Annotated in this window: 11 protein-coding genes; 2 read left to right on the top strand and 9 right to left on the bottom strand. The window is 34.7% G+C overall.

The features are described 5' to 3' along the window. The first annotated feature begins 38 nt into the window (after window positions 1-38). Window positions 39-1,838 carry a methyl-accepting chemotaxis protein gene (locus tag HZF24_RS00705; protein WP_179236339.1) on the top strand — a complete coding sequence of 600 codons (1,800 nt, stop codon included), beginning with the start codon at window positions 39-41 and terminating at the stop codon, window positions 1,836-1,838. 78 nt (window positions 1,839-1,916) lie between these two features. On the opposite strand, the gene HZF24_RS00700 is transcribed toward HZF24_RS00705, so the two are convergent. The 8 genes from HZF24_RS00700 to HZF24_RS00665 all read right to left on the bottom strand — a co-directional run bounded on the left by HZF24_RS00700 (window position 1,917) and on the right by HZF24_RS00665 (window position 11,002). Next, window positions 1,917-3,188, bottom strand: coding sequence for a sensor histidine kinase (locus HZF24_RS00700; protein ID WP_179236338.1), 1,272 nt, complete (start codon window positions 3,186-3,188; stop codon window positions 1,917-1,919). 1 nt (window position 3,189) lies between these two features. Then, on the bottom strand, window positions 3,190-3,858 hold the full coding sequence (locus tag HZF24_RS00695) for a response regulator transcription factor (RefSeq protein ID WP_179236337.1): 669 nt from the start codon (window positions 3,856-3,858) through the stop codon (window positions 3,190-3,192). Window positions 3,859-4,011: 153 nt separating this feature from the next. Next, complete coding sequence (locus tag HZF24_RS00690) at window positions 4,012-5,427, bottom strand: sodium:solute symporter family protein (RefSeq protein WP_179236336.1); 1,416 nt, start codon at window positions 5,425-5,427, stop codon at window positions 4,012-4,014. Between the two features lie 60 nt (window positions 5,428-5,487). Continuing rightward, window positions 5,488-6,432, bottom strand: a complete 945-nt coding sequence (locus HZF24_RS00685; RefSeq protein WP_179236335.1) for an NAD(P)-dependent oxidoreductase — start codon at window positions 6,430-6,432, stop codon at window positions 5,488-5,490. Window positions 6,433-6,443: 11 nt separating this feature from the next. Next, a complete protein-coding gene (locus HZF24_RS00680; RefSeq protein ID WP_179236334.1) occupies window positions 6,444-7,610 on the bottom strand; it encodes a pyridoxal phosphate-dependent aminotransferase in 1,167 nt (388 codons plus the stop codon). Between the two features lie 28 nt (window positions 7,611-7,638). Further along, window positions 7,639-8,409, bottom strand: a complete 771-nt coding sequence (locus HZF24_RS00675) for a dimethylarginine dimethylaminohydrolase family protein (RefSeq protein ID WP_179236333.1) — start codon at window positions 8,407-8,409, stop codon at window positions 7,639-7,641. A gap of 30 nt (window positions 8,410-8,439) precedes the next feature. After that, entirely contained in the window at window positions 8,440-10,113 is a 1,674-nt protein-coding gene (locus HZF24_RS00670; RefSeq protein ID WP_179236332.1) for a M20/M25/M40 family metallo-hydrolase, read from the bottom strand. A gap of 13 nt (window positions 10,114-10,126) precedes the next feature. Then, a complete protein-coding gene (locus HZF24_RS00665; RefSeq protein ID WP_179236331.1) occupies window positions 10,127-11,002 on the bottom strand; it encodes a dimethylarginine dimethylaminohydrolase family protein in 876 nt (291 codons plus the stop codon). Window positions 11,003-11,238: 236 nt separating this feature from the next. On the opposite strand from HZF24_RS00665, the gene HZF24_RS00660 reads away from it, so the two are divergent. Next, window positions 11,239-11,889, top strand: a complete 651-nt coding sequence (locus HZF24_RS00660) for a GntR family transcriptional regulator (protein WP_179236330.1) — start codon at window positions 11,239-11,241, stop codon at window positions 11,887-11,889. 113 nt (window positions 11,890-12,002) lie between these two features. On the opposite strand, the gene HZF24_RS00655 is transcribed toward HZF24_RS00660, so the two are convergent. Next, window positions 12,003-13,313: a methyl-accepting chemotaxis protein gene (locus HZF24_RS00655; protein WP_179236329.1), complete on the bottom strand. Its 1,311-nt coding sequence runs from the start codon at window positions 13,311-13,313 to the stop codon at window positions 12,003-12,005. Between the last annotated feature and the right edge of the window lie 30 nt (window positions 13,314-13,343).

Here is a 13,343-nt window from a genome sequence, read left to right as displayed (position 1 = left end):
GATAGAAAATTGACAATTTATAGACAGAGGATAATGGTATGAAAAAATTTAAGGGTTTAAAGGGTTTTAAAGGTTTAAAGGGTTTTAAATTCTCTAAAGTTAAAAAGAATGTAGAACAAGACACAGATAAAAAAAAGCTTAACCAATTTAACTTGAGAAATTATTTTCAAAATTCAAAAATATCTAAAAGACTTGTTACAGGATTTTTGATTGTTTCAATTATTACCGCAATAGTCGGTATTGTAGGTATAATCGGCATGAAGCAAATAAGTGATGCCGATAAAAGGCTATATGAACAGGAAACCGAGCCGATAGTACATTTATCGTATATGTTGAACAGCTTAAATGATATGCAAAAGCATTTAAAAGACGCAATAATAAGTTCGGGTAAATTAGAAGTAATCGATACATTTGAAAAAGCGTTCTATGAACAGCATGAAAGTTTTAAAGCTTCATTAGAAGCATATAAAGTAGGACTTGACTCAGAAGGGCTAAGTATATTAGCAAATGTGGAATCCATAATAAATAATTTTTATCTTACAAATTCTGAAAAAAGCTTCAGTCTTGCTAAAAGCGGCGATTTAACAGGTGCCTACATAGCTTCGCAATCTATATCAAGCTCGGTGGATTTTATTTTTACTTATCTTAATGATAGTATGAATGACAAGGTACATCAGGTTGAACTGACAAGCAAATCAAATACCAATCTGTCAATACTGCTATCAATAGTATTAATAGCAGTTGTAGCGGCAGGTGTGATAATATCCATACTAATTGGTATCTTCATATCAAAAACGATATCCACTCCGATTAATTCTATGGTAAACGCAGCCAATAAGCTTGCTACAGGTGATACGGAAATAGACATCGAAATTAATTCAGATGATGAAATAGGCACGCTTGCCGTTGCGTTTAATGAGGTTGTGGAAGGAATAAAAAATCAAGTGGATTATGTATATAAAATAGCTGAAGGAGATTTATCCTTTACAATAATCCCAAGGTCTGACAAAGATATAATGGAAGTTTCTCTTGAAAAAACTATAGAGAAATTAAATAAGATTCTATCTGACATAAATGCGGCATCAATGCAAGTACTGGCAGGATCAAATGAATTATCTAACGGTGCTCAGGAATTATCGCAAGGAGCTACCGAGCAAGCGAGTACGATAGAGGAGCTTTCTGCTTCCATAAATGAAATTTCAACACAAATTCTTTCCAATGATGAAAACGTAAAATTGGCTGAAAAACATGTTAAGTCAGCGGAAGATACAGTTACAAAAAGCAATGAGCAAATGCAAAGTATGCTTTATTCAATGTCAGAAATAAATAAATCATCTAATGAAATCGCAAAAATAATCAAAGTTATAGATGATATTGCTTTCCAAACCAACATACTGGCTTTAAATGCAGCAGTAGAGGCCGCAAGAGCAGGTGCTGCCGGAAAGGGATTTGCGGTAGTTGCGGATGAGGTAAGAAATTTAGCTTCAAAAAGTGCTGATGCAGCAAAACAAACTACCGATTTAATCGAGAATTCAATTAAAGCAGTTAAAGATGGAACAAGCATAGCCGAAAGCACAGCCACACACCTTAAAAATATAGTGGATAGTACTAATCTTGTAGTAGAATCCATAAATAAAATATCGGAAGCTTCACAAGAGCAAGCTAATTCCATCAAGCAAATCAACGTTGGATTAGAACAGATTTCTGCAGTTGTACAAACAAATTCAGCATCTGCCGAAGAGAGTGCGGCGGCATGTGAAGAATTATCCGGACAAGCAGATATGTTGAAAGAACAAATTTCTGTATTTAAGCTAAGGGTTCCTGCCGAGAATATATAAGAACATTAAAAATGAGATTCTTCTTTATCACCCAGGATGACAGCATTGTCATTCTGAGACTGGGAATCTCATTTTTTATTACATCTTTAACGTAAACTTACTTCCTTCATTTACGGTACTTTCTACTGTCAATGAGAACCTGTGAACATCCGCTATCCACTTTGCTATACTTAGACCAAGACCTGTACCGCCTTCACGGTGCCGAGCTTTATCTGCCCTGTAGAAGCGGTCAAATATCCTGCATAAATCCTTTTTAGCTATTCCTATACCCGTATCCTCAACCGTAAATATCTTTTTATTTTTTTCAGTATATAAGCTTACCGTTATCTTTCCCTCTTCGGTATATTTTACGGCATTATCCACTAATATTACTACTAATCTCCTTATTTTATCATAGTCTGCTTTTATTTTTATATCTTCTGCTACATTAACTATAAAATCCAGACCCTTCTTCTTGGCCAATACTTCCATGCTTTGGCACACATTTTCTACAACTTCGGATAATAAAAATTCGGAAACAGCTAATTTCTCTTCATTAACATCGGCCTTTGCCAATATTAAAAGTTGGTCAATCAATTTTGCCATTACTCTCGTCTCAGAGTACGCATTATCCAGCCAAACTTCATTTTCCTCCACAGTTCCTTCATCATCGCTTAATACAACATCAAGATTCGTCTGAATAACTGTAAGAGGCGTTCTGAGCTCATGAGAAGCATCCGCTACAAATTCCTTTTGCCGGATCCACGTATCTCTTATAGGTTTTATTGCCTGACCGGTAAAAATAAAGCTGATAAATAACAATACCGCAGTTCCGGTTAATCCGGTTACATACAGTACGGTCTTTAAAAATGACCACAGTATATCCTCATTTATTGTATTTTGATAAACCTGCACTACACTGCTACCGTTAATATCATCAAAGTAACGTGTATAAATTCTATAATTAAATCGACCTACCCTGCGTGAAGTATATGAATCCTTTTGATCCGCAAAAGATTTTGCCGCAAGGTGCTTAATTTCATCTGCAATTGTAATTTCATTTTCATTTGCCAGTATTCTATCCAGATTTTCATTATACATAATATAACAGGCATCAAGCTTTTGAGGTCCGATAAAGGTTATGCTCGGTCCGATTCTATCGACTCCGAATCTTCCTGTTATACTGAAATTCATATACGAAGAATTCCTATAGACATATACTCTAAGTGCTTCCGAACGCATTAATTCCTTATTTCCGTCTTCGAAAACCATACGGGTAAAGTTGTATATGCCTGCCGCTATAAAAATCATGAATGCGACCAATACTAAGCCCATATAAGCAGTTAATTTAAAATGCAACCTTCTAAACATATTATTTCTCCTTGAGCATATACCCCACACCGCGCACAGTCTCTATTTTTGCATTTGTATCGTCCAATCTTTTTCTCAAATGATGGACATAAATCTCTATATTGCTCTCCAATATATCTGCCTCAAGTCCCCATATCCTGTCTATGATTTGTTCTCGTGTAAAAACCTGTCTCGGTTTTTTTATGAACATTTCCATAAGCATTGCTTCTTTTAACGGCAGCTTAAACTCTTCATCACTAATATATAAGAGATAATTTTTCACATCGTATTTTATACCTTCAAACTCATAAATTTCACCCACATAGTCATTGCTCTTTCTTCTGGCCAAAGCCTTTACTCTGGCTATAAGCTCTTTTGTTGCAAATGGCTTAACCAAGTAATCATCTGCGCCGGTTTCGAGTCCATACACCCTGTCATCAACCGTATCCTTTGCCGTAAGCATAATTACCGGAGTTTGAATACCGTTTTTTCTTATTGATTTCAATATTTCGATTCCGTCTGTTCCGGGAAGCATTATATCAAGAACAATTACATCATATATATCCTTTTCGGACAAAATAAGACCCTCATCACCGTCATTGGCAATATCAACATCAATTTTCTGCTTTGCAAACAAGTAACTGAGTGCCTGCGTAATTTTTATTTCATCCTCAACGATTAATATTCTCATACATACCTCCTATAAGGTTCTGATATATCTATAATAATTCCCAAATCTTAATTTTACATTAATATTATGTGAATAAAGGGCATTTTGTCAAGCAAAATAAAAGACTCCTGCCTGATAGGCAGGGGTCTCTCGTTATACTGAATAGTATTTGTATTACTTTATAGACGCTCTTTCTTTTGTCACTATCGAACCAACAATTAATACCAATGTAGAAGCAATAATGCCGAGGAATACAGGATCTCCTAAAAACACATCGTATCCAACAGTTAAGTACAGAACAGCCGGCACAAAGGTTCCTGTGATAACACTTGCAACTACTGCTTTACTTGTAGCTTTTTCTTTATAATATAATGCTGCAATTATTGATGGAACTAAAGCAGAACCTATTATTGAGAATACCATATATAAATAAGTAAACAGTGATTGAATAAACAAAGCTATAAGCAATCCTAATACACCAATTACTATTGTAACCTTAGGGAGCATTTTACTCATTTTTTCTTCACTGATTTCTTTATTTAAAGAACTGCCGACATCATATACCAAGTGTGTTGTTGCCAATATCAGGAATGAGTCAAAGGATGACATAATGGCGGCAACTATTCCTGAAATTGCAAGGCCTCTGATAACCGGCGGATAATAATTCAGTATAAATACCGGAAGTGCCGCTTCAGGATTTTCCAATCCGGGCATTAATACAAATGCCGCACCACCGATAACCAAAAGTGAAGCACCAAGAATCAGACCCATAACACCGGAAATATAGAAAGCCTTTTTAGCTGACTTGTCATCCTTTGATGCAAGTGCCCTTTGAGGCATTGTCGGATCTCCGGGTACAGTAAGAAAATAAGCAAGAAAATAACCCAGTGCGCCGGCGCTGAACCCATTTATCAGAGGATTGGTCATAGAAGAACCAGCACTTGTATACGCTGTACTTACGGCTTCAAATCCTCCGGCATTAGAAAGTCCTATAATCGGACCAAGTATAATGATGCCGACTATCATAACGGCAAATTGAACGACATCAGTCCATGCAACAGCATAGAATCCTCCGATAGAAGTATAAAGTATACATACTGCAGCCGCTATGGCCGTTGCCATCGATAATGATAATGCCATATGTTCTCCGAAAACATATAGTATTACATTTCTTAAACCGGCAATATTGATGGCAACAATAGATACAGCATATAAAATTATAACTATTGAAGAAATCAACCTTGCGTTATTTCCGAATCTAAAGGAAATTATTTCAGCAATAGTTCTCTTTCCTGTTTCCCTGATTTTAACACTAATGTAACCGAAATAGAACAAACCAATACTAAAGCCTACATACATCCAAAAAACATTACCTCCGATGCCATTTTTATATGCATCGCCAACAGCACCCATAGTCATTCCGGAACCAACCATTGTTGCCATAATAGTACCGACTAATGCGATTAAGTTAAATCTTCTTCCGCCAAGTATAAAGTCATCCATAGTTTGAATTTTTCCTTGTGCAATAAACCCTATAACTACCATTCCTACCATGTATACTGCAAAAACAATTAAATCAGCTGTACCCATAACATCCTCCTTGAAAAATTTTATATTTAATACAATTTGGGAATTAGTTTAATGTGATTTTTAAAACTTAGTTTTTATGATGTCTTGAAAAGCTTTAGCGACTGAATTTACTGACATAGTAATCGAATTATTGTTTGCTTTACCGGTGTAAAAACCAATGTGAGGCGTTGCTATAACATTTGACAAATCAGATAATCTGTAATCCTTGGGAGGCTCACAATCATATACATCTACCGCAGCTCCTGAAATTTTGCCATCCTTCAAAAGCTCATACAATGCCTCATTATCTACCAGCTCTGCTCTTGCCACATTAATAAAATATGAATTTTCCTTCATGAGGGATAATAGAGTTCTGTTTATAATCCCTTCATTTTCTTTAGTTGCCTTCATATGTAAAGATATAATATCTGATTTTGAAAAAATTTCTTCAAGCGGTACATATCTGACATTGTACTTAGTTTTAAGCTCTTCCGATTCATATATGTCACACGCTAAAACATCTGCCCCTAAAAGCGATGCTTTTTTTGCAACTATGGAACCAATGTTTCCCGTTCCTATAACACCAAGTACAGATTCTTCAATCTCCATGCCTTCCATATTCTCTTGTGTCCATTTTCTTTCCTTAAGATTTTTATCGGCAGCGGTTATTTTTCTCGCTAAAGAAAATGCACAGCTCAATGCAAATTCAGCTACCGCATTGTTACCATATCCTTCGATATTCAATACTTCAATACCCTTTTGAGTTGCATATTCAACATCAACAAAGTTCCACATACCGGTACCGATAAACTGCAAAACTTTTAAATCAGGTAACTTATCAAGCATTTCATTGGTAAACTGCATAAGTGCAAACATTATAATATCGGCATCGTGAGCTCTTAATAAAACTTCTTCAACACTTTCGGGGATTCCATCAAATACAGCTACTTCGCCAATTTGGTATAATGGTTCAATTAAATGTTCATCTGAAATAAAGCATTTTGCATCAATAATACAAATTTTCATCATATCTCCTTTCAACTAAAAATACTCATACGATTAATGCGGTCAAATGCTTCTTTTATTTTATCCACACTGACTGTACATGCAATTCTTATATATCCTTCCCCGCTCTTTCCAAATCCATTACCCGGTATCACCAAGACATGTGCCTCCTCGAAAAGTTTTTTTGCAACTTCCTCCGAAGATAATCCTGTTCCCTTTATATTAGGGAAAAGATAGAATGTCCCGCGAGGGGGCAGTACACTCATATTTTTCGTTTTACATATTCTTTCATAGGAGTAAAATACTCTTTCTTTAAAAGCTTCATATAATTTCGGCTGAATAAGCTTTCTATTCCTTATAGCATGAAGCATGCCCCTTTGTGAAATTGATGGAGCCGTAAATACATTGTTTTCGTTTATTTTTTCCATCGCATCAATAAGGTAACTGGGAGCTATAATATAACCAACACGCCAGCCCGTCATGGCAAAGTCCTTAGACGCACTGCAAACAGTTATCGTTCTTTCTCTCATACCTTTGATATTCATAAATGGCATATTTTTTTCTTCACTGTCAAATGTGTACAATCCGTAAATATCATCTGCAATAACTAATATGTCATATTTTTCGGCTATTTCCGCTATTTTATATAAGGTTTCATCGCTGAATCTGGCACCTGAAGGATTATTTGGAGTGTTTATAACAATAGCCTTAGTTCTGTTCGTTATAAGATTTTCCAATCTCTCAACATTAATCTGGAAACCCTCTTCTTCATACGTGTCAAGATAAACCGGAATACCTCTTGTCAGTTTAATCTGATCAGGATATGGGGTGAAAAAGGGTTCATGTATTATTATTTCATCTCCGTCATCTGTGATTGTTTCAAGAACCAACCAAAGCCCTTGGCATGCACTGGTTGAAATAAATGTTTCATCCACTGAAATATCAATATTATAATCTTCCTTATAATACTTGCATACTTCTCTTCTCAATTCTTCGTCACCATAAAAATTTGTATAATGAGTATGACCTTTTTTTGCATCTTCGAAAGCAGCGTTAATTATAATTTCATCTGTTGTAAAATCAGGATCACCAAACGTTAAATCTATGATGTCATTATATTTACCCATCATTGTTCCGACTTCACCCATAGCCGATGCAACTGTATTCCAGTATCTTTTTGCAATATACTTATGTTTCATAACTTTTACCTCCCCTAAGTTCATTAATCTAAAACCTTAAAGACAAGCAGCTTAATCCTCCGTCGAGCTTCTTATATTCGGATGTATCTAAAACTATTACTTTGTATCCTGCATCTCTTACCCCTTTTTCTACCGTAGGGTAACCTTCGGGAACTATAACTATATCATTTACCCATATGCAATTAGCTCCATACGCTTCATTTTCCGGAACAATTATTTTATTGAATGATTTAAAATCTTCCTTTTCGATAAATTCACCCGACACAAGCATATTATTATTTTCAATGTAATTTACGCCGGTTTTTAAGTGTAAAACCTCTTCAAGGGAAACAACAGAGCACGTATGTCCGTATTTTTCAAGAGCTTCTTTAAACTGTCTGCAGCCTTCTTCATTTGTGCGGGCAGACAAACCAATATAGAAATGATTTCCTACCATCATTACATCTCCGCCTTCCATGGTCCCGGGTGAAGTAATGTATTCAATTTGATCATCACTATAAAATTTTTTAATGGTATCAATCATAAGAACTGACTCTCCCCTTCTGGTAGAAGCTCCGGGATTTGAAATAATTGCGCATCTCTTTGTTAATACTGCGGTATCCTCCACAAAACATGAGTCCGGATATTCTTCCAATGCTTCCAATACTGTTACTTTAACCCCACATTCTTCTAAAGCTTTAATGTAAGCATCATGCTGCCTTAAAGCTAACTCGTAATCCGGCTTACCTAACTCCGGCGCTGATGTAATTCCTTCTGCTAATGACCTTCCCGGTCTTCTGACTATGACATTTTTAAACATTTTAATCCTCCTTAAAATTTATGCTGATTTTTATTTATTATTTAATATCAAGCAAACCGCGTGATTTAATATTCTCGGCGTGCGTATATATAAATCTTCATTAAAAACCCTTTCCGTTAACTTATGAAAATCCTTGCCCCATGGTCCAATGTTAATACATGGCATTGATATTTTTTCGATTGTATCAACAGGGATGTCGTACAGCTTGCCATATAACGGCATTGACAACCGCAATGCACTTATTATTTCTTGGCCGTTAACAATACCGGTGTAACTTAAATCAGAAATTCCTGTATAGAAATATTCCTTTGTATATGTTTGGTCAAACTGTTCCTTTGTAAATTTATTCAACTCTTCGCTAATGTTTTTTATTTCAGTATCTAATGAATCAAAATTAATATTAGAAGTGTTGGGATAATATGGAGGTATCAGGCCATATATGATCCTTGGTGATACATCATCTATATATTCATATATCAATTCAATCAAATCAAAGTTTGCTTCTATCATGGATATTTCGTTGTATTTAAATTTATGACTTAATTCATCCATTTTATTGCTATATTTTTCTGTGAATTTTTTACCGTATTTCTCTTTTGCTTCCTGATATAATTCAGAAAAATTTGCTACCTTTGTTTCCCACGGAAGCTTTTTATATGGTATTTTAGTAATCCCTGTAAATTCAACATGACTTTTATTCATGTCTTTAATTACTTCATCAAATGCTTCTGCGCATATATACTTTACTTCCTCCAAAATGCTTTGAGGAGTTTGATGTAATGTTAGAATGCTGAAGCAGCCCTTAACGCTCAAAGGCATTGATACATCATATTTATTCTTACCATCTCTCAGATAAAGCCATGTCGGAGGCGGTGATGTCTCACCCTTCACAATATCACTAAACCGCATATTAAGCTCAGTCTTTCTGACTATGCAGCTCATTATATTCAGTGGATTCAATCCTTCAAAAACCTTGCCTGCATGTGCTAAAGCACCTCTTACATACACAAAAGGCATTAATTTCCCCACAGAGCCTTCCGAAAAAATACCCTGAGAAAAATCCTTTCTTTGATGCGGCTCCGAGTTAATCATAATCCTGTAATTCAATTGGTGTTTTTCTTTTAATTCATATAACAGCTTTACGGCAGATCTCATGCCTGCAGACAGATTTTCTTCATCGGGTACGGCTATTAAAACAATATTTCCTTTGAAATTCTTTAATTCACTGTATCTCTTCAGCAAAGCTATCTGAATGGAACCTCCGCCTTTCATATCACAAACACCTCGTCCGAACAGAAACGTATCGTCTGTTAAATCCTTCTGAGCGTTTTCGCCCAAGGTGTCTTTTATTTTCAACAGCTCTTCTTTTAATTCATCCGGCGAAAAAGCAAAATCCTTCAACAGCTTAAAATCCTCTACGCTGACAACATCATTGTGATGAACAAATACAACCGTATCTTTTCCCTCTCCTTTTAAAAATGCATAGCTTACAGACCTGTCAAACACATCGTTATCTATTGGATATGCTCCAAATGAATCAGGAGTATTTTTAAAATATGGAATCTTTGAAAAATAGTCTAAAAAGAATTTTTCAGCTTCTTTTTCTTTAGCTGTATTAGTGAAGCTTTCAGCTTTTAAATAAGCAAATAAAATTTCTTTTATATCATTTTCAATACCATCTATAATTGCATCATTAATTGTCATTTTATTTCTCCAATTACAATCTGGTTATCGGGTGAGTCAGGCATGTCGGTCCGCCTGTTCCCCGGTAAGACATCTCATGACCTTCATATGCATATACCGTACATCCTTCTTCAATTAATTTTTGTTTTACCTCAGGATTTCCTTCTAAAACAATGCATACTCTGGGTGCCAAGGCCAATACATTTGAACCTAAATAATCGTATTCTTTGTCATTAACTTCAATCAACTTCATTCCTCTTTCAACTAACAGCTCCCTGAAAAATACCGGCATATATTTCGAATATACAACTGCTAAATCCTTATCAACCATGCTTATTACGCTCATAAGATGCAGGCAGGCATCCGTTCCTTCGCCATGGGGCATAGAAACAACAATTACCTCATCCACTATATCTTTTACTAACTCCTTAAATTGCCGTATTCCTTCATCGTTAGTGCGATATCCTCTTCCGATTGCAACTGTTCTTTCATCAAGCCACACTACATCGCCGCCCTCCATTTTTCCGGGAGATTTAATGTATCCCAATGTAGGCACACCAATACTTTTTAAATATTCCTCTGTTACGAGATATTCCTTGCTCCTTAACTCCTTACCCATCGGAAAATAAATAGCACCCTTTGACGTAACCTTCAGTGGGTCATGAGTATAAATAGAATCCAGTCCGGCCCTTTCGTCCTGCGGTAAGTAGAAAACATTTTCCACATAGTCAATAATAATTTTTTCGAAATCTTCATATTCCTTAACTGCTTTTTCATAGTCAGGACATCCAAAATAACAAAATTTTTCATAATTGCTGTTTAAATGATCTTGACTCACAAATGCTTCAGATGGTCTTTTTAATAAGACGGATTTAATTTTGCCTACCATAGATTGACAACCATATTCCATAATGCCTCCATATTTAAATAATAGTTGTGAAATATTTTGTATTAAATATTTTGTATACAATATATATTATATATTAATAGAAAATAAATGCAAGAAATATTTTGTATATTTTGTATTATATTGTATATAATGATGCTATTAGAACAAAAAATATTATATACAATATATTGTTGAAATATGTTTTAATTTGTGTTATTATTTTAAATAAATGTTTTAAACTAACCGGGAGATAATTTATGTTAACACATTATATGTCACTAAAGGATCACGTTTATAATTATATATCTGAAAAAATTAATGATGGCTCATTAAAGCCCGATGATAAAATTAATGAACAGCAAATTTCAGATGCATTAAACATTAGCAGAACTCCTATAAGAGAAGCCCTAATTCAATTAGCATCCGATGGATTTTTAGAAAACACACCACGGAGAGGTTTTCGTGTAAAATTTTTAGATATAAAAAGAGCCCAGGAATTATATGAAATCATAGGAATTCTGGATGGAAGAATTGCTTACAACACTGTTGATTTAATTAAAGAAGATGATTTGAGAAATATGAAATTTTTAGCTGACTCAATGGACGTAGCAATTGAACAGGGTATGAGTGCTAAATATTATGAACTGCAAATTCAGTTTCATGATATATATCTTAACCTATATGATAACTCCGAATTAATTTCTCTTCTTAACAAATTAAAAGATAATTTTTTAAGAAAGTATTATATTTTTGATGATAAAGACAACGAAATGCAAATCTTAAGAAAAACAAACCTTCAGCATCATGAAATTATACAGTTGTTTAAAGAAAAGAAAAAGGATGAGCTTGAACGATATATCAGGGATGTGCATTGGAACAAAGAATCAGCCATGTTTGATTCTCTGTAATATTAAACCACCGCCTTTAGAGGCGGTGGCATCTTAACTTAGTTATATTTCTCTATTATTTTATTGCCTTTATATGTTCGGCAACCTTCTTATCTTCTGACTTATTTATTTGTTTAATCAATTGCATCATCAATGTTATAAACTTCTACTTCTCTAAGTTTTACATCCTCAACAAAACCTTTTAATTCTTGAGCAAGGCTGCTTAACTCTTCACAGGCAGCGGCATTATCTTCCGAATTTTTTGAATTTGTTTGTATGACTGATGATATCTGTTCAACACCGATTAATACCTGTGAAGCACCAAGAGCTTGTTGAGCAGAGGCTTTGGATATTTGTTCCACAAGTTCCACAGTTATTTTAACCTTATCTACTATTCCATTTAACGATTCTTCCGTTTTGTATGCTATATCAGCTCCCTTCTCAACCGCAAACAGAGATCTTTCTATAAGTTCGGTAGTATTTTTAGCAGCTTCAGCACTTTTAGAAGCTAAATTTCTCACTTCCTCCGCTACTACAGCAAAGCCCTTTCCTGCAGAACCGGCTCTGGCTGCCTCAACTGCTGCATTTAATGCAAGTATATTTGTTTGAAAAGCAATATCATCAATTGTTTTGATTATTTTAGAAATTTCTATAGATGCATTTTTAATTTCATTCATAGCATGAACCATATTGTCCATGTGCTCTTTTCCGCCTTCGACCTCTATAGATGTTTCTAAAGAACTATTTCTTGCTGTTTCTGCATTCTTTGCATTCTGATTTATTTGTTCGGATAATTCATTAATGGTTGCTGCTAGTTCTTCAATTGAGCTGGCTTGCTCCGTAGCTCCCTGAGATAAGTCCTGTGTGTTTTCAGCAACTTGGTCTGCTCCGGTGGCTACTTGTTTTGCGCTGTTAAAAAATCTTCCAATCAATCTGTTTAATCGTAGATTTATCCTTTGTATTCTTATTCCGATTTTCTCAAAATCTCCCGGATATCCTCGTTCTGTATATCTTGTGAAATCTCCATCGTCAACTCCACTTAAATTATATAACATATCATTGACCATTGAGTTTAATTCCTGAACAATATTATTTACTGCTTTACTTAATAGTCCTATTTCATCTTCTTTATCGATTATCTCAACATCAGTACGCATGTCCCCTTTTGCCAAATCATCCAACCTTTTTGTAAACTTATTTAATGGACTTATTATACGACTACATAAGCTATGTACCAATACATAAGAAAATATAATCAAAATAACCGCAATTGAAACAGCCGCCATAATTTCAACTGTATTTAATGTATTATTTGCATACCTGAAGCCAATATATGCAGATAATGCAGACACTAATATTATTGTAAAAATTACAAAAGAAATAATATCAATATGCAACTTTTTTTTAATACTCTTAGACATTTTATTTATTCCCAAATCCTTCATATACTTTTCTCCTATAATTTAATGTTTAGG

Origin of the sequence: Sedimentibacter hydroxybenzoicus DSM 7310 (assembly GCF_013403245.1) — a bacterium.
Classification (GTDB): Bacteria; Bacillota; Clostridia; order Tissierellales; family Sedimentibacteraceae; genus Sedimentibacter; species Sedimentibacter hydroxybenzoicus.
This window is presented reverse-complemented; position numbering and strand designations above follow the sequence as displayed.

Coding starts and splice junctions, on each gene's coding strand:
- HZF24_RS00685 (WP_179236335.1), bottom strand. CDS start 6,432: ATGAAAATTTGTATTATTGATGCAAAATGCTTTATTTCAGATGAACAT.
- HZF24_RS00690 (WP_179236336.1), bottom strand. CDS start 5,427: ATGGGTACAGCTGATTTAATTGTTTTTGCAGTATACATGGTAGGAATG.
- HZF24_RS00700 (WP_179236338.1), bottom strand. CDS start 3,188: ATGTTTAGAAGGTTGCATTTTAAATTAACTGCTTATATGGGCTTAGTA.
- HZF24_RS00695 (WP_179236337.1), bottom strand. CDS start 3,858: ATGAGAATATTAATCGTTGAGGATGAAATAAAAATTACGCAGGCACTC.
- HZF24_RS00680 (WP_179236334.1), bottom strand. CDS start 7,610: ATGAAACATAAGTATATTGCAAAAAGATACTGGAATACAGTTGCATCG.
- HZF24_RS00655 (WP_179236329.1), bottom strand. CDS start 13,313: ATGAAGGATTTGGGAATAAATAAAATGTCTAAGAGTATTAAAAAAAAG.
- HZF24_RS00665 (WP_179236331.1), bottom strand. CDS start 11,002: ATGGAATATGGTTGTCAATCTATGGTAGGCAAAATTAAATCCGTCTTA.
- HZF24_RS00660 (WP_179236330.1), top strand. CDS start 11,239: ATGTTAACACATTATATGTCACTAAAGGATCACGTTTATAATTATATA.
- HZF24_RS00705 (WP_179236339.1), top strand. CDS start 39: ATGAAAAAATTTAAGGGTTTAAAGGGTTTTAAAGGTTTAAAGGGTTTT.
- HZF24_RS00670 (WP_179236332.1), bottom strand. CDS start 10,113: ATGACAATTAATGATGCAATTATAGATGGTATTGAAAATGATATAAAA.
- HZF24_RS00675 (WP_179236333.1), bottom strand. CDS start 8,409: ATGTTTAAAAATGTCATAGTCAGAAGACCGGGAAGGTCATTAGCAGAA.